The organism is Geminicoccus sp., from assembly GCF_036263595.1.
In the GTDB taxonomy this organism is placed as follows: domain Bacteria; phylum Pseudomonadota; class Alphaproteobacteria; order Geminicoccales; family Geminicoccaceae; genus Geminicoccus.
The window spans coordinates 15,814-31,504 of the sequence record NZ_DATAGQ010000144.1 but is presented as its reverse complement, the minus strand read 5'-3'; the positions used below and the strand labels follow the sequence as shown (position 1 = coordinate 31,504).

13 protein-coding genes are annotated in these 15,691 nt (G+C 68.0%); 3 read left to right on the top strand and 10 right to left on the bottom strand.

Annotation, left to right across the window (positions count from 1 at the left end; genetic code table 11):
• Window positions 1-2: 2 nt before the first annotated feature.
• The 8 genes from VHL31_RS14700 to tatA form a co-directional block, all read right to left on the bottom strand.
• Window positions 3-830 (bottom strand): ABC transporter permease, encoded by an 828-nt coding sequence (locus tag VHL31_RS14700; RefSeq protein WP_329661971.1) that lies wholly within the window; start codon window positions 828-830, stop codon window positions 3-5.
• Window positions 830-1,786 carry an ABC transporter permease gene (locus VHL31_RS14695; protein WP_329661970.1) on the bottom strand — a complete coding sequence of 319 codons (957 nt, stop codon included), beginning with the start codon at window positions 1,784-1,786 and terminating at the stop codon, window positions 830-832. The genes VHL31_RS14700 and VHL31_RS14695 overlap by 1 nt, the downstream gene beginning before the upstream one ends.
• A complete protein-coding gene (locus VHL31_RS14690; protein ID WP_329661969.1) occupies window positions 1,779-3,362 on the bottom strand; it encodes an ABC transporter substrate-binding protein in 1,584 nt (527 codons plus the stop codon). Before VHL31_RS14690 ends, VHL31_RS14695 begins: the two co-directional genes overlap by 8 nt.
• 53 nt (window positions 3,363-3,415) lie before the next feature.
• Window positions 3,416-4,180, bottom strand: a complete 765-nt coding sequence (locus VHL31_RS14685) for a class II aldolase/adducin family protein (RefSeq protein WP_329661985.1) — start codon at window positions 4,178-4,180, stop codon at window positions 3,416-3,418.
• 117 nt (window positions 4,181-4,297) lie between these two features.
• Window positions 4,298-5,353, bottom strand: a complete 1,056-nt coding sequence (locus VHL31_RS14680; protein ID WP_329661968.1) for an ABC transporter ATP-binding protein — start codon at window positions 5,351-5,353, stop codon at window positions 4,298-4,300.
• A complete protein-coding gene (locus VHL31_RS14675; protein WP_329661967.1) occupies window positions 5,350-7,566 on the bottom strand; it encodes an iron ABC transporter permease in 2,217 nt (738 codons plus the stop codon). The genes VHL31_RS14680 and VHL31_RS14675 overlap by 4 nt, the downstream gene beginning before the upstream one ends.
• 7 nt (window positions 7,567-7,573) lie before the next feature.
• A complete protein-coding gene (locus VHL31_RS14670) occupies window positions 7,574-8,602 on the bottom strand; it encodes an ABC transporter substrate-binding protein (RefSeq protein WP_329661966.1) in 1,029 nt (342 codons plus the stop codon).
• A 117-nt stretch (window positions 8,603-8,719) separates the two neighbouring features.
• Complete coding sequence (gene tatA, locus VHL31_RS14665; protein ID WP_329661965.1) at window positions 8,720-8,956, bottom strand: twin-arginine translocase TatA/TatE family subunit; 237 nt, start codon at window positions 8,954-8,956, stop codon at window positions 8,720-8,722.
• Window positions 8,957-9,126: 170 nt separating this feature from the next.
• On the opposite strand from tatA, the gene VHL31_RS14660 reads away from it, so the two are divergent.
• The 3 genes from VHL31_RS14660 to VHL31_RS14650 all read left to right on the top strand — a co-directional run bounded on the left by VHL31_RS14660 (window position 9,127) and on the right by VHL31_RS14650 (window position 13,722).
• Window positions 9,127-10,677: a trimethylamine methyltransferase family protein gene (locus tag VHL31_RS14660; protein WP_329661964.1), complete on the top strand. Its 1,551-nt coding sequence runs from the start codon at window positions 9,127-9,129 to the stop codon at window positions 10,675-10,677.
• Between the two features lie 253 nt (window positions 10,678-10,930).
• Window positions 10,931-11,596, top strand: a complete 666-nt coding sequence (locus VHL31_RS14655) for a hypothetical protein (protein ID WP_329661963.1) — start codon at window positions 10,931-10,933, stop codon at window positions 11,594-11,596.
• A gap of 113 nt (window positions 11,597-11,709) precedes the next feature.
• A complete protein-coding gene (locus tag VHL31_RS14650; RefSeq protein WP_329661962.1) occupies window positions 11,710-13,722 on the top strand; it encodes a CocE/NonD family hydrolase in 2,013 nt (670 codons plus the stop codon).
• A gap of 81 nt (window positions 13,723-13,803) precedes the next feature.
• On the opposite strand, the gene VHL31_RS14645 is transcribed toward VHL31_RS14650, so the two are convergent.
• Complete coding sequence (locus VHL31_RS14645; RefSeq protein ID WP_329661984.1) at window positions 13,804-14,682, bottom strand: OmpA family protein; 879 nt, start codon at window positions 14,680-14,682, stop codon at window positions 13,804-13,806.
• 255 nt (window positions 14,683-14,937) lie between these two features.
• A complete protein-coding gene (locus VHL31_RS14640) occupies window positions 14,938-15,657 on the bottom strand; it encodes an Hpt domain-containing protein (RefSeq protein WP_329661961.1) in 720 nt (239 codons plus the stop codon).
• Window positions 15,658-15,691: the final 34 nt, after the last annotated feature.

The following is a 15,691-nucleotide window of genomic DNA, read 5'->3' as shown; positions in this document are numbered from 1 at the left end:
GGTCAGCCCCGTCGTGAGCGGCGAGCGGCCTGGTCGAGCATGAAGTCGACCACGAGATTCACGGAAATCGTGAGAAGCGCGATACAGCCGGCCGGCAGCAAGGGTGCTGGCAGGCCGAAGGCGAGCGCCTGGGCGTTGTCCTTGACCATCCCGCCCCAGTCGGCGGCCGGCGGCTGGATGCCGAGCCCCAGGAAGGACAGAGCGCTGATCAGCAGGAAGGAGAAGCAGAAGCGGACGCCGAACTCGGCCAGCAGCATCGGCAGGGCGTTGGGCAGAATCTCCTTGCGGGCGATCCACCACTGGCCCTCGCCGCGCAGGCGCGCCGCTTCCACGAACTCCAGCACGTTCAGGTCGACCGCCACCGCGCGCGCCAGGCGGAACACGCGGGTGCCGTCGATGAAGGCCAGCGTGAGCACCAGGACCGGCAGGGAGCTGCCCATGACCGAGAGCACCAGCAGCGCCAGGATCAGGGCCGGGAACGACATGAACACGTCGACGATCCGCGAGGCCAGCTGGTCGACCCAGCCGCCGGCGATCGCAGCCAGGAAACCGCAGATGGCGCCGACGGTGAACGAGATGACGGTGATGATCAGGGCCAGGCCGATCGAGCGCTGAGCGCCGTAGAGCAGCCGGCTCAGCATGTCGCGGCCGAGCGTGTCGGTGCCGAACAGGAAGCCTTCCGTGCCGATCGGCTGCCACACGTCACCCACGGTGGCGGCCTCCGGATAGGGTGCCACGAACGGTCCGAACAGGGCGGCCAGCGCGAACAACACGACCAGCATCAGGCCGAGCCGCGTGATCCAGGGCATGCGCTGGAAGAGCCGGCCCATCAGCGTGGATGCCGAAGGCGCGGGTTGGCGAGGATCGAGACGATGTCGGCCAGCATGTTGAGCACCACGTAGGTGATGGCGAACACGATGGCGCAGGCCTGGATCAGCGGAATGTCGCGCTTGGCGACGGCATCGACCATGAGCTGGCCCATGCCCGGATAGACGAACACCACCTCGACCAGGATCACGCCCACGACCAGGAAGGCCAGGTTGAGCACGACGACGTTGGCGATGGGGCCAATGGCATTGGGCAGGGCGTGGCTGAAGATGATGGCCTTGCGCGGCGTGCCCTTCAGCTCGGACATCTCGACGTAAGGCGCAGAGAGGACCTGGACGATCGCCGCCCGCGTCATGCGCATCATGTGGCCGGTCGTCACTAGCGTCAGGGTCATGGCCGGCAGGGCGATGGCCCAGAGCTTCTGGCCGAAGCCAGCGCTGGGCGAGATCCGCGAGATCGCCGGGAACCAGCCGAGCTGGACGGCGAAGACGTAGACCAGCAGGTAGCCGATGAAGAACTCGGGCATCGAAATGGCAGCGAGCGTCGCGGCGGATGCGCTCTTGTCGAAGGTCCGGTCGCGCCAGAGCGCGGACAGCAGGCCCAGGATGATGGCGAGCGGGACGGCGATCACTGCCGCGGTGGCGGCGAGAAACAGGGTGGCGCCCAGCCGCGGCATCAGCACGGTCGTGATTGGTCGGCCGGAGGCCAGGGAGTTGCCGAGGTCGCCGGTCAAGATGCCGCTGAGCCAGCGCCAGTAGCGGACCAGGGCGGGATCGCCCAGGTTCAGCTTGGCCCGGATCGCGGCCACCGTCTCCGGCGTGGCGCTCTGACCCAGGATCACCTGGGCCAGATCACCCGGGAGCAGCTCGGTGCCGGCGAACACCAGCACCGAAACCGCGAACAGGGTGAGAACGCCGAAGAGCAGCCGCTTGCCGATCAGCCAGGCGAGATCAGGCATCGAGCCAGACGCGCTCGGGCGCGCGCATGCCGGCCAGACCGTATTGCGGGCTCAGCTCGAAGTTCTTCACCGCGTCCGTCGAGGCATCGACGAAGTCGTTGAACATCGGGATGAGCGCGCCGCCGTCCTCGTGAATCATGGTCTGCAGCTGGGTGTACATCTCCTGCCGCTTCGCCTTGTCCAGTTCGGCGCGGGCCTCCAGGAGCACCTTGTCGAAGTCCGGACGGCGCCAGAACGTGTCGTTCCAGGCCGCATCGGACTTGTAGGCCACGGTCAGCATCAGGTCGGCGGTAGGCCGCCCGCCCCAGTAGGACAGGGAGAACGGCTTCTTCATCCAGACATTGTCCCAGTAGCCGTCCGACGGCTCGCGGATCACGTCGATGTTGATGCCGGCCGCGGCCGCGTGCTGCTGGTAGAGAACCGCCGTGTCGACGGCACCGGAGAAGGCGGCGTCCGAGGTGGACAGCGGGATCTTCTCGCCGCCATAGCCCGCCTTCTTCATGTGAAACTTAGCCTTCTCGGGATCGTAGGGCCGCTGGGCCAGGCTCGCCGCGAAGAAGGGGTCCCCGCTCGGGATCGGATGGTCGTTGCCGGGCTTGCCCAGGCCGCGCAGGACCTTGTCGACGATGTCCTCGCGGTTGGCCGCGTATTTCAGGCCGAGGCGGTAGTCCAGGTTATCGAAGGGTGCGGTGTCGCAGCGCATCAGCATCGGGTAGTGGCCGCCGCCGGCCGCCCGGTGGATGACGATGCCGGGCGCCCTGCCCATCAGCTCGACCGTCTTCGGGTCAACGCGTTCCATGATGGTGATCTGGCCGGTCTGCAGGGCGGCCGTGCGTGCGGCCGGATCGGAGATGCCCACCAGCTCCACGCTGGCGCAGTTGCCGCGGCCAGCCTTGAAGTAGTTCTCGTTGAGCACGCCGAAGACGCGTACGCCCGGGTCGAATTCGGTGATCTTGTAGGCACCAGTCCCGATGCCGGACGCGATGTCCGAATCCTTCGGCATGATGACCATGTGGTAGTCGGTCAGCAGGTAGGGCAGGTCGGCGTTGCCCGACTCCAGCGAGATGACGACGACGTTCTTGCCGTCCGCCTTCACGTCGCTGACCTGCTTCATGTAGCCGGCCGCACCCGAGGTGCTGTTCTCGCCGCGATGCAGGTTCAAGGAATAGACGACGTCGTCGGCGTCCAGCTCCTTGCCGTTGTGGAAGACGACGCCCTTGCGGATGTTGAAGCGCCAGGTCTTGGCGTCCGCCGACGGCTCCCAGCTCTCGGCCAGCTCCGGCACGGCCGAGCCGTCGGTGCCGTACTCGACCAGGCAGTTGCCCCACATGAAATCGGTCGCCGCATGGATCGACGCCGTGGAGAGCAGCGGATTGAGCGTATCGGTCGTGGCGCCGCCGGTGATGCCGATCGACAGGTCGCCGCCCTTCTTGGGCTCCTCCTGGGCACGGGCGATGCCCGGCATCAGGGCGCCGATCGATGCGCCGGCACCGAGCATGGCGGCGAGCTTGCCGAAACTGCGGCGATCAAGGCCGCCCTGTCTGAGGATTGTGTCGTAATCATCAAGACGACGCATGGTTCATTCTCCTCAAAGCCGCAGGGCGGCGGATCATTATGTGCCGATTGGAATCAATGAAACTCGCGATACTCCGGCTGTTCCTTGTCGAGCATGGCCATCAGGGCCGCGAAATGCTTGTCGTGATGCAGTGGCGCGCTGTCCCAACTGTCACGGGTCGCCTGCACGACATCGTCCGAGAGCAGCTTGAGCGGCTGGCCGCGACCTTCCGCCAGGACCTGCAGCTCGGCGGCCCGCTCGAGGTAGTAGAGCCAGGAAAAGGCCTGCCCCATGGTCGGCCCGGTCACGATCGGCCCGTGGCTGGCCAGCAGCGCCACCGGCCGCCCGCCCATGGCCGAGGCGATCCGGTCGCCTTCCTGGGCATGGTCGCCCATGCCGTTATAATGCTCGTCGTAGCCGATCCGGTCGTGGAACAGGCAGTAGGTTTGGCTGATCGGCAGGAGCCGCCCACCCTCGGCACAGGCGATGGCAGTCGAATATGGCATGTGGGTGTGCAGCACGGCGCGGGCCTGCTCGTAGCGGCGGTGCACAGCGCGGTGGATGAAGAAAGCGGTAGGCTCCAGCTCGCCACGGCCGTCCAGGATCTTGCCGTCGCCGTCGATCACCAGCACGTCGCCCGCGGTCATCATCGACCAGTGCTTGCCGTAGCCGTTGATCAGGAAACGGTCGTGGTCGAGCGCGAAGCTGAAGTGATTGTCGATGGCTTCGTTGAGGCCGAACTTGGCGGCAAGACGCAGTGCCGCGGCCAACTCGATCCGATGCTTGCGGACGTCCGCCGCGTCCGAGATGTGAGCGACGTTGCGTGATTCGGCAGCCATACGATCCACCCGGTGTTTCCTCGTTCGACGAAGCTTACGAGATTTGGATGCCTTCGCAATTCACTTGCGGACGTGCGGCGTCGTTCTCTCGATATTGAAGGCAGGTTGGCGGCACCTTCAGGCCGGTACCAGCGCCACCGAGCGCTCGTCGAAGGTGACCCAGGCCTTGTCGCCCTTGGGGATCATCCGCTCTGCGGCGGGTGCGGTCGCGAATAGGTGGCCGACCGCGCCATCCAGCTCGTACTGCACGTGGCTGCCCAGATAGATGGCATGGCTGACCTCCATCGGGTTGGCGCCGTCCGCTGGCCGGTCGTGCACGCGGATGGCGTGCGGCCGGATCGCGAGGGTGGCAGGGCCCCTGCCCATCCCGCGCGACGGCAGCGCCAGCGACGAGGCGCCGAGCTGCACCCGGGCCAGCTGCCCGTCTACCGCCGTCACCTCCGCCTGCAGCAGGTTCGCGTCGCCGATGAAATCCGCCACGAAGCGCGAGGCGGGTTCCTCGTAGAGCTCGCGCGGCGTGCCGGCCTGGGCGATCACCGCCTGGTTCATCACGATGATCCGGTCGGAGACGGCCAGGGCCTCCTCCTGGTCGTGGGTGACGTAGATCGAGGTGATGCCCAGCCGCTGCTGCAGGTCGCGCAGCTCCTCGCGGACCCGGCGGCGCAGCTTGGTGTCGAGGTTGGACAAGGGCTCGTCGAACAGGAGGACCTGCGGCTCCAGCACGATCGCCCGTGCCACGGCCACGCGCTGCTGCTGCCCGCCGGACAGCTCCGCCGGCAGACGCTCCCCATAGCCCGCCAGGCCCACGGTCGCCATCGCCTCGTCGGCGCGGCGGCGGATCTCTGCCTTGGGCCGCCCGGACACGGAAAGGCCGTAGCCGACATTCTCCTGGACCGTCATGTGCGGGAAGAGGGCATAGGACTGGAACACCATGGCCACGTCGCGCGCGGTGGCGGGAAGCGTGGTGACGTCCTGGCCTTCGATGTAGATGCGCCCGGCGGTGGCCAGCTCCAGCCCGGCGATCATGCGCAGCGTCGTGGTCTTGCCGCATCCTGACGGGCCTAGCAGCGTGACGAGCGTGCCGGCTGCCACCTCGAAGCTCACCTCGCGGACCGCAACCACGGTCCCATACGCCTTGCTGACGTTCTCGAAGCGCACGCTGGCCTGGTTCAAGGCACGACTCCCACAGGGGCCGCGACCGGCATGGCGCTGCGCCGGCCGAGGCGACGCTGGCCGACCAGCAGCTGGAAAATGCCGATGACGGCCAGCATCGCCAGGATCAGGACGCTGCAATAGGCGACCGCGATGCCGTACTCGCCGTTTTCGACGCGGCCCAGGATATAGGTCGTGGCCATCTCGTACTGGGCGGAGACGAGAAAGACGACGGCGCTGATCGCGGTCATGGCCCGCACGAAGCTGTAGACCAGGGCTGCCAGGATGGCCGGGCGCAGGAGCGGCAGCACGATCCGGCGCATGGTGGTGAAGCTGGACGCGCGTAGGGTGAGCGACGCCTCGTCCAGGCTCCGGTCGAGCTGGCTCATGGACGCGATCCCGGCCCGCACGCCCACCGGCATGTTCCGGAACACGAAGGAGATGACCAGGATGATGCCGGTACCGGTCAGCTCCACCGGCGGGGCGTTGAAGGCCAGGATATAGGCGATGCCGATCACCGTGCCGGGGATCGCGAAGCTCAGCATGGTTCCGAACTCGAACGCGCGCTTCATCCCGAAATCCTGGCGCACCAGCAGCCAGCCGGTCAAAAGGCCGATGGCGGCGGTGGGGATGGCGGCGATCAGCGCGATGGCGAGCGTGGTCGAGAAGCTGTTCCAGGCGGTGCCCGACCAGACCAGGCCGAACTCGCCGCGCGTCACGCCGAACGCCGCCACCATGTGGCGGAGCGTGGGCGTGTAGTCGCGGCCCCAGACCTCGACCAGGCCGCCCACCAGGATCAGCGCATAGAGCACGACGGTGAGTAGCGCCCAGGGGATGGTCACGGCATAGACGGCGTGGCGCAAGCCGGGCACGAGCTGGAGGGGCAGGCCGGAATCGCCCTTGCCGGTGACGGTCGTGTAGTTGCGCCGCCCCAGCCAGCGCTGCTGGGCCCAGAACGCCACGAGGGTGAAGGCCAGCAGCACCACGGCCATCATCGCGGCGCGGCCAGGGTCGTGCTGCGCGCCCACCATGGCGAAGTAGATCTCGGTCGAGAGAAGGTCGAAATTGCCGCTGAGCACCAGCGGGTTGCCGAAATCGGCCAGGCTCTCGATGAAGCCCAAAAGAAAGGCGTTGGCGATGCCCGGGCGCATGAGCGGCAGGGAGACGGTCTTGAAGGTCGTCCAGCCGTCGGCGCGCAGGGTCTGGGCCGCCTCCTCCATGGACGGGCTGACGCCCTCGACCACGCCGATCAGCACGAGGAAGGCGATGGGCGTGAACGCCAGGGTCTGGGCGAACCAGACGCCGGGCAGGCCGTAGATCCAGCGGCCGGCCTCGATGCCGAGCAGGTCGGCCACGAACTGGGTGACGGTTCCGTTGCGCCCGAACAGGAGGATGATGGCAAGGCCGATGACAAAGGGCGGGGTGATGATCGGCAGCACCGTCAGGATGCGCAGGAAGCGCTTGAACGGAAAGGCGGTGCGGGTTGCGACGAGTGCGAAGGCCAGGCCCAGAAGGGCGGTCGAGAGCCCGGTCAGCACCGCCAGCAGGAGCGAGTTCCAGGCGACACCGCAGCGCAGGTTCCCGTAGAGGCAGGCCAGGCCCCAGATCCGGGCGTCCAGGAACTGGCCGACGAAATGGGCCGGGGCGAAGGCGCCGTCAGGGTCCCGCACCGCGCCCAGCAGCACCAGGCCCACCGGGACGAACACGAACAGGGCGACGACGCCGACCACCAGACCGATCGAGCCCGCGACGAAGCGGTCACCCTTGACCGCCCCCTTGGCCGCCAGGCCGTTGGTGAGCGTGAACAGAAAGCTCAGGCCCACCAGGACGGCACCGGCGCCCATGCTGTACTGGCGGGAGCGCGCCGGGACGAACGGCGCCAGCCAGGCCGCCGGCCCGCGGTGATCGACCGCCAGGCCCTGGATGGCCATCCATGCCAGGCCGAGTGCCCCAGCGGTGATCAGCAGGTTGGCGCGGTGCACCGTGTACCTGGCCGACAGCAGGGCGGGGAGCGGCAGGGCCAGGAAGAGTGCGAGCGGCAGCAGCCAGAGGCGGCCATGGCCCAGCACCTGCACCAGGGCAGGTGCCATGTCGCGATCGGCCAGGAAGTCGGCGCCGGCCCAGCCGAACCCGAACAGGCCATCGTCCTGCGCGTACCAGGGGACGAGGCAAAGGCCGAGCCAACCTGCCAGCAGCCAGCCGATCAGCGTGCGGTCCTGCTGGCGAATCTTCACCGACGCCTCAGCGCGGCATGGCGCTCACCTCGGAATCCCACTTGCCCAGGAGCCGGCTGCGCTCGGCGGAGCTGCCATATTTCGCGAAATCGTAGTCGATCAGCTTGATCTCGGTGAGCTTCGGGCTTTCCGGCGGCGGCGGCGCGTTCTTGTTCGACGGGACCTGGTAGGACTTCGCCTCCCGGGCCTTGGTCTGGACGTCGGCCTTGAGCGCAAAGTCGTAGAACTGCTCGGCCTCCTCGACATTGCGCGCCCCGGCAATGATGCTCATCGAGCCGATCTCGTAGCCGGTCCCCTCGCAGGGGCTCACCACCGCGATGGGGGCCCCGCCCGCCTTCATCGTGACCGCGTCGTGCTGGAACACGATCCCGACCATGGTCTCGCCTTGCGCTGCCGCCTTGATCGGGGCCGAGCCGGACTTGGTGTACTGGTTGATGTTGGCGTGCAGGGCCTTGAGGTATTCGAACCCTTTGTCCTCGCCCATGAGCTGCACGAAGGTGGCCAGCGCCGTGTAGGCCGTCCCCGAGCTGTTCGGGTTGGCCATCTGGACCTCGCCCTTGTACTCCGGCTTGATCAGGTCGGCCCAGCAGGCCGGTGCCGCCAAGCCCTTCTGGGCGAGCAGCTCGGTGTTGTAGCCAAAGCCCAACGCGCCGGCATAGATGCCGACGGTACGCCCGCCCGACACCTCGTACTGAGCGAGCGCCCAGTCGTGGAGCTCGCCGTTCATCGGCGATTCGTAGACGTCCGTCAGCCCTTCCTCGGCGGCCTGCAGATGCGGGTCGCCGGTGCCGCCCCACCAGATGTCGCCCTTGGGGTTGTCCTTCTCAGCCTTGATCTGCGCGAAGGTCTCGCCCGAGCTCTTGCGAGTCATCGCGACGTCGATCCCCGTCGCCTTCTCGAACTCGGTTGCCATGAGCTGGCACCAGGCCTCGTCGGTGGCGCAGTAGAGCGTCAGCCGGCCGGCCGCTTCAGCCGAACCGACGAAACCCGAGGCGATCGCCGCGAGACCAGTCCCTGCGAGCATCCAGGTGCGCATGATCTTCCTCCCCCTGCCGGGTTTCGCTCGGGCCCGGGCGTTCGCTTCTTGCGCGTTCAGTGACAGTTTCGTGACAGCAACGCTGCGTCAAGCCGAACCGGGCAGGAAGGACGAGATTCAGACGACCGGGCGGTCGCGGTCGGCGGCAACCTTGTCGGCGGCGAGCAGGGCCGGATCGCGCGGTGCCGGATGGGCGGGTGCGACCGGCTCGTCCTGGTCCTCGTCCTTCATGTTCTTCTTGAAGGCCTTGATTCCCTGCGCCAGGTCGCCGGCCACCTTGGGCAGCTTGCCGGCACCGAAGATCAGCACCACCACCACGAGCAGGATCAGCATTTCCCAGATGCCAAGGCTCAAGGCTCATTCCTTTTGGATCCGGCCCCCCGACGCGGGGCCCATGAAACCTATATGGCCGATGCACCCGCAGAACCAAGCCCGCGCGAAGCTCAGGCGGCGGGTGACGCGGCGGGCGGCGCTCCGCTAGGCTGACGCCCCGCCGCACGCACAGCACCGATCGGAGCCAGACCATGCAGCCGCCAGGGATCGCCAGAGGCCGGCGCGGCCGCAGCAAGGAAATGCGGGCCGGCCATGTGGTGGCGGGCACGACCTCGCAGCTGCGCCGGGCCCTGCCCCCGATCGAGCCATGGCCGGCGGCACGGGTCCTGGCCGTGCACGAGGCGGCGCTGCGGCTCCTGGAGGATGCCGGCATCGAGTTCCTGGGCGCGGCGGCACGGGACCGCTGGCGGCTGGCCGGCGCGTTCGTCGACGAGGCCTCCACGGTCGTTCGGATCCCGCGCGAGGTCATCGCGGCGGCGCTGCCGACAGCACCCGCCAGCTACGTCGTTCACGGCCGCACACCCGATCGCTCGCTGCTCATCGGCGAGAACGCGGTAGCGTTCGGCATGGTGTCGGGGCCTCCCACCGTCGAGGACAGGATCGGCGGGCGGCGGCCCGGCAACATCGAGGATTACCGTCGGCTGGTTCGGCTGGCGCAATCCTTCCCGATCGTGAACTACCTGGGCAACCAGCCGGTCCCGCCGACCGACCTGCCGGCGGAGAGCCGGCACCTTGATGCCTGCCTCGCCAACATCACCGAGAGCGACAAGCCCTGGGGCTGCTCGGCCATCGGCCGTGACCGCGCCCGCGACTCGGCCGAGATGGCCGCCATCGCCCGCGGGCTCTCGCTGGACGAGGCGATGGCGGCACCCGGCTGCAGCACCGTGATCAACGCGAACAGCCCCAGGCGCTATGACGGGCCGATGTGCGACGGGCTGATGGCGATGGCGGAGCTGGGCCATCCGGTGGTGGTGACGCCGTTCACGCTGATGGGTGCGATGGCGCCGGTCAGCCTGACCGCGGCCATGATCCAGCAGCATGCCGAGGCCCTGGCCGGAATCGCGCTGGTCCAGCTGGTCCGCCCGGGCTCGCCGGTCGCCTATGGCGCGTTCACTTCCAACGTCGACCTGAAGAGCGGCGCCCCCGCATTCGGCACGCCGGAGAACGTGAAGGCCACCCTGATCGCAGGCCAGCTCGCCCGCCATGTCCGGCTGCCCTACCGCGCCTCAAATGCCTCGGCCTCGGTGGCGCTCGATGCGCAGGCGGCCTACGAATCACTGTTCTCGCTGTTCGGTGCGGTCATGGGCGGCGCCAACATGGTGTACCATGCGGCCGGCTGGATGGAGGGCGGGCTGGTCGCCTCGTTCGAGAAGGTCGTGCTGGACTGCGAACTCCTGCAGGGCATCGCCGAGATCGTGGGCGGCCAGGAGGAGGAGGATGTCGACCTGGCGCTGGCCGCCATCCTGCAGACGCCGGCCGGCGGGCATTTCTTCGGCACGGAAATGACGATGGAGCGCTACCAGCGCGCCTTCTACCTGCCGATCCTTTCGGACTGGCGGAACTTCCAGCAATGGAGTGCCGCGGGCGCGCCCGACGCGGCGGCGCGGGCGACGCGGATCTGGCAGGAGCGCCTCGACGCCTTCGAGCCGCCGCCGCTGGACAAGGCGATCCGCGAGGCGCTGGACGCGTTCGTGGCGCGCCGCAAGGACGAGATCGCGCGGGGCATCGGGCGCCCGGACTGACCGTCCATGCCCAGGCACGACGTATGACGTCGGTCACATCAGCAACACTGCATGTCATGGTTCAATGGTGACGGTGCAATGCGGCGGCTTTGGAAAGACGAGGCCGTGGCCGCGATGCACGACATCTTGGTCAACCCAAAAGGCTGGTCATGACATGCCCAAGAACCATCTTGCGCCACCTTCGTATGCGGCGATCATGATATCGGCCGTGTTTGCCGGTTTACTGGCGGGCGCCACAGCGGCCAGAGCCGGGATGACGAACACCGAGACCGGCGAGCAGTGCTGGGGCACCGGCTGCATCGATGCCGGAAACCAGACGCTGCCCGGCGGATCCGGGTCCGACAAGCCCGGTTCCAGCGGCCTCTACCTTCTTTCGAACATCGACGTCGAGAACTGCTCGGATGCGGCGTCGCAGCGGATCAGCTCCGCGGTGGCCTGGCTGCAGGACAACCTGCCGGCCATCGACGCCACCATGAGCCAGTCGAACGTCCTCATGGACTGGCCCGGCAACAGCCGGAAGAATTTCGAGGACAAGCTGCACAAGGACCTCAAGTTCGAGTGCATCAACCAGAAGAACAAGTGCGAGCGGCTCTGGGGACGGACGGTCCCCATTCTTCATCAGCAGCGCGTGGCCTTGTGCACCGACAGCATCGACGAGGCCGCGGGGACTGATCCGTTGGACCGGGATGCCCTCTACATCCATGTGATCAGCCACGAGATCGGCCATTTCGTCCGGCTGAACGGGCATGCCAGCAACTGCAGCTTCTCGGATGCCGTGGGGTTCGCGGCCGAGTACGCGTTCAGGGGCATTCCTTACCAGCCCGGCACGCGCGGACCCTGCTCGAGCCCTTCAGGCTTCGACATCGCCGACAAGCTGAACAGCGGGAACATGGAGAAGCCGCTCGTCTCCTCGAAGTGAGGCCTGGCGCGCGGGAACCGGTGCTGCGGGATCCAAAGTGGGTCGATGGGCGGTTGTCCTCGACCTTGCCATGACCCAGAACGCCGGCAGCCTGCTGCTGGGGGAGAAGGTTCATGCGCACGGTCGACCGGTTCCCGCGCGAGATCGAGGAATGGCCGAACATCTTCATCCCGATGAGCGACGGGACGAGGCTGGCGGCACGGGTCTGGCTGCCGAAGGACGCGGAACACAAGCCGGTGCCCGCGATCCTGGAATACCTGCCCTATCGCAAGCGCGACGGGACGGTGCACCGGGACACCCTCACCCACCCCTACCTGGCCGGCCACGGCTTTGCCTGCCTGCGAGTCGACATGCGCGGCAATGGCGACAGCGACGGGATCATGGAGGGCGAGTACCTGCCGCAAGAGCAGGACGATGCGATGGAGGTGATCGCCTGGATCCGCCGGCAGCCCTGGAGCACCGGCCGGGTCGGGATGATCGGGATCTCCTGGGGCGGGTTCAACGGGCTGCAGGTGGCCTGGCGCCAACCGGAAGGGCTGGATGCGGTGGTCTCGCTCTGCTCGACCGACGACCGCTATGCCGACGACATCCACTACAAGGGCGGCTGCCTCCTTTGCGAGCAGCTCGGCTGGTCGTCGACCATGCTGGCCTACAGCTCCCGGCCGGCGGATCCTGCGATCGTGGGCGATGGCTGGCGGGCGCAGTGGATGGAACGGCTGCAGGCCGAGCCGCATCTGGCCGGCATCTGGATGGACCACCTGACCCGCGACGAGTTCTGGAAGCACGGCTCGATCTGCGAGGACTATGGCCGGATCAAGGCGGCGGTCATGCTCGTGGGCGGCTGGGCGGACAGTTATCACGACCCGGTGCCGCGCATGCTGGAGCGGCTGAGCGGCCCGCGGGAAGCGATCATCGGCCCGTGGGTGCACAAATACCCGCACTTCGCCGTGCCGGGGCCGCAGATTGGCTTCCTGCAGGAAGTGGTGCGCTTCTTCGGCCGCCATCTGGCGGATCAGGCGGAGGGCGCGGACCGACAGCCGGCCATGCGCGCCTACATCATGGACGGCGTCCCGCCAGCCACCATGTACGAGCATCGGCCCGGCCGCTGGGTAGCGGAACCCGTCTGGCCGTCGCCCAACATCCACCTGGAAGCCTGGCACCTCGCACCGCATCGGCTGACCCGGGATGCGGTCGGCACCGGAACGGCCTTGATCTGCTCGCCGCAGACGGTGGGCCAGGCGGCCGGCGAGTACTGCCCGATCTGGCTGGGACCGGAACTGCCGGGTGACCAGCGGATCGAGGATGGGGGCTCGCTGCTGTTCGACGGTCCGGTGCTGGCGGAGGACCTGGTGATCCTGGGCGGGCCGGTGCTGGAGGTGGCGTTCACGGTCGACCGGCCACAGGCGAACTTCGCGGTGCGGCTTTGCGATGTCGGGCCGGACGGGGCCTCCGCGCGGGCCAGCTATGGCGTGTTCAACCTCTGCCACCATGCCAGCCACGAACGGCCGGAGCCCCTGGTTCCAGGCCGGCTCTACCGGGCGCGGATCGAGCTGGACGAGGTGGGCTACTGCTTTCCGAAGGGCCACCATGTCCGCCTGGCGGTCTCGACAGCCTACTGGCCGCTGATCTGGCCCTCGCCGGACAAGGCGACGGTCACGATCCACATGGAGAAGACGCGGCTGTTCCTGCCCGTGCGTCATGCCCCGGCCGAGGACGCGCCGCCCGCGTTTGCCGAAGCCGAGGCGGCACCGAAGCTGCAAGAGGCGGTGCGCCGGCCGTCCTCCAACCGGCGGACGACGTCGATCGATGCCGGCAGCGGCGTGCAGCGGCTGGAGATCATCGACGATTTCGGCGCGTTCGAGATCGTCGAGCATGGACTCGTCGCCGGCAGTACGGCCCGCGAGTGGTACGAGATCCATCCGGACGATCCGCTCTCGGCGCGGATGCGCACGCACTGGACGGAAACGCTGGAGCGCGGCGACTGGCGGGTGCGGACCGAGTCGCAGGCCGAGATGTGGGCGGATGCCACCCACTTCCACCTGCGTGCGAAGGTGCAGGCCTACGAGAACGATGCGCTGGTGCACGAGAAGAACTGGGCCACCAGCCACCGCCGGGTCTGCGTCTGATCGGGTGTGCTGGGCAAGAAAATGGGGAGGATGCCGTGGCATCCTCCCCTGGTTCTTATCGCACGTATCGACCTCGACGGTTCATTCCGGGAAGGTGAGTTCCACCCGCCGGTTCTGCGGCTCGCGCACGCCGTCGGGTGTCGGCACCCGCGGGTTCGCCTCGCCATACCAGGTGACGTCCATCGCCTCGTTCGGGACGCCGAGCCTGATCAGTTCGGCCGCCGCGTTCCTCGCGCGGCGCTCCGACAGCTTCAAGTTATAGGGTTCGGTACCGGACCGGTCGGCATAGCCGGCCAGCACGATCCTGGGCGACGCGCCGGACGCATAGGCCTCGGCCACCTGCTGGAGCACGGTCAGCCCGACCGGGGTGATCGTGGCATCGTCCCAGGCGAAGAACACGATGAAGGCCTGCTCCTCGTCGCCGGCGAGCGCGGCGTCGACGCGGTCCATGGCGTCCTCGAAGGCCTGCCGGCATTCCTCGACCTGCTTGCCCCGCCCGGCCTCGGCCCCCTCGAACCAGCAGTCCCAGGCGACCTGGGCGTTGGCGGCATCCAGCGGCGCCAGCTTGCGGGCGTTGAGCGCGAATGCGTCCAGGAGCCGGGCACGACCCACCGCCAGCGCCCCGTCCGCGTCGGTGCCGGCACCGCGATAGTCCATCGCATCGGGCATCACGACCTGGTCCGGCACCTGGGCCAGTCCACGGGCGGAGGCTACCGCCTTGCGCAGGAAATGGTCCTCGTCGCCGTCATCGCCGGCCCCGCCGACGGCGTCGGCCAGTTCCAGGTAGCCCACGCGCAGCTGCTCGTTGAAGGCCGGACCCTGCGGGACCATCCGGCGGACGGCCTCGATGTCCCACATCTTCAGGTCGGTATCGTCGAGCCCGTTCGGGTTGAGCGTGCCGAAGTTCGGCGCCGCCAGGTTGGTGCAACCGGCAGCCAGCGCACCCAGGCTCACGGCCACCAACAGACGAGCGCCTCTCAGCATCGAGCACACCTCACTGGACGGCCGCTGCGAACGGAACGCCGGCCGGGATCAACATGTCGCGAGGGCACCTGCCGTGCCGCACCTCGCGCGGCGACAACAGGACAGTACTGCACCGCCAGCAAGGAGTTTCCCAGCCGTCGCGCGGGAGGATGCGGCGTGTGTTGCAGTCTGGTCGCGTAGGTTGAGCAGGATGGAGGAAATTCCCGCATTGGCGGGAGGAACGGCTGCTGCTCACTGCACGGCAGCCCGGTAGATGCCGGCTCCCGCCATGAACTGCTCGGCGCGGGCAAGCGCACCGCGCAGGCCGCTCAAGCGTTCCGCGGTCACGCCCTGCTCCTCGGCGATCAGGGCGAGTGCCGCCATCTCGGACGCACCGAAATTGGCACAGGCACCCTTGAGCGTATGGGCGGTCCGCGATGCGTCGCCGTCGTTGCGCAAGGCGTTTTCCATGTCCGCCAGATAGGCCCTGGCGGTGGTGAAGAAGAGGGCCGCCAGTTCCTCGGTCAGGTCCGGACCGCTGCCGGCGAACATGTCGAGCCGTTCCAGGTCGACCGGTGCGGTGGACGCCCGCCCTGTCTGGCAGGCGGTCTCGATCAGCTGGCGGACCGTCGCCAGGAACTGGCCGAACTCCACCGGCTCGACGAGGCAGGCCTGGATGTCCGGGTCGGGCTGCTGGATCTCCGCAATCGCGGCAGCATCCCCCACGACCATGACGGCCGGCGGCCGGTCGATGCCGCGCAGCGCCCGCACGATCGTCCGCAGTTCGCCCGAGGCCGTCCGAAGCCCCAGCACCACGAGGCCGCAGTTCCGGCAGCGCGCGGCGGCCTCGGCGACGTCCGTCGCCTCGTCCACCGCATAGCCCAGGTTCTGCAGGACATGGCACATGAGGAGGCGGGTCGAGGAGGCCACGCCCAGGAGGAGGATACGACGCGCGTTCGAACCGAGGTCCATGAAGCTACCAGAACGAGCCTGCCATGCTGGCGCG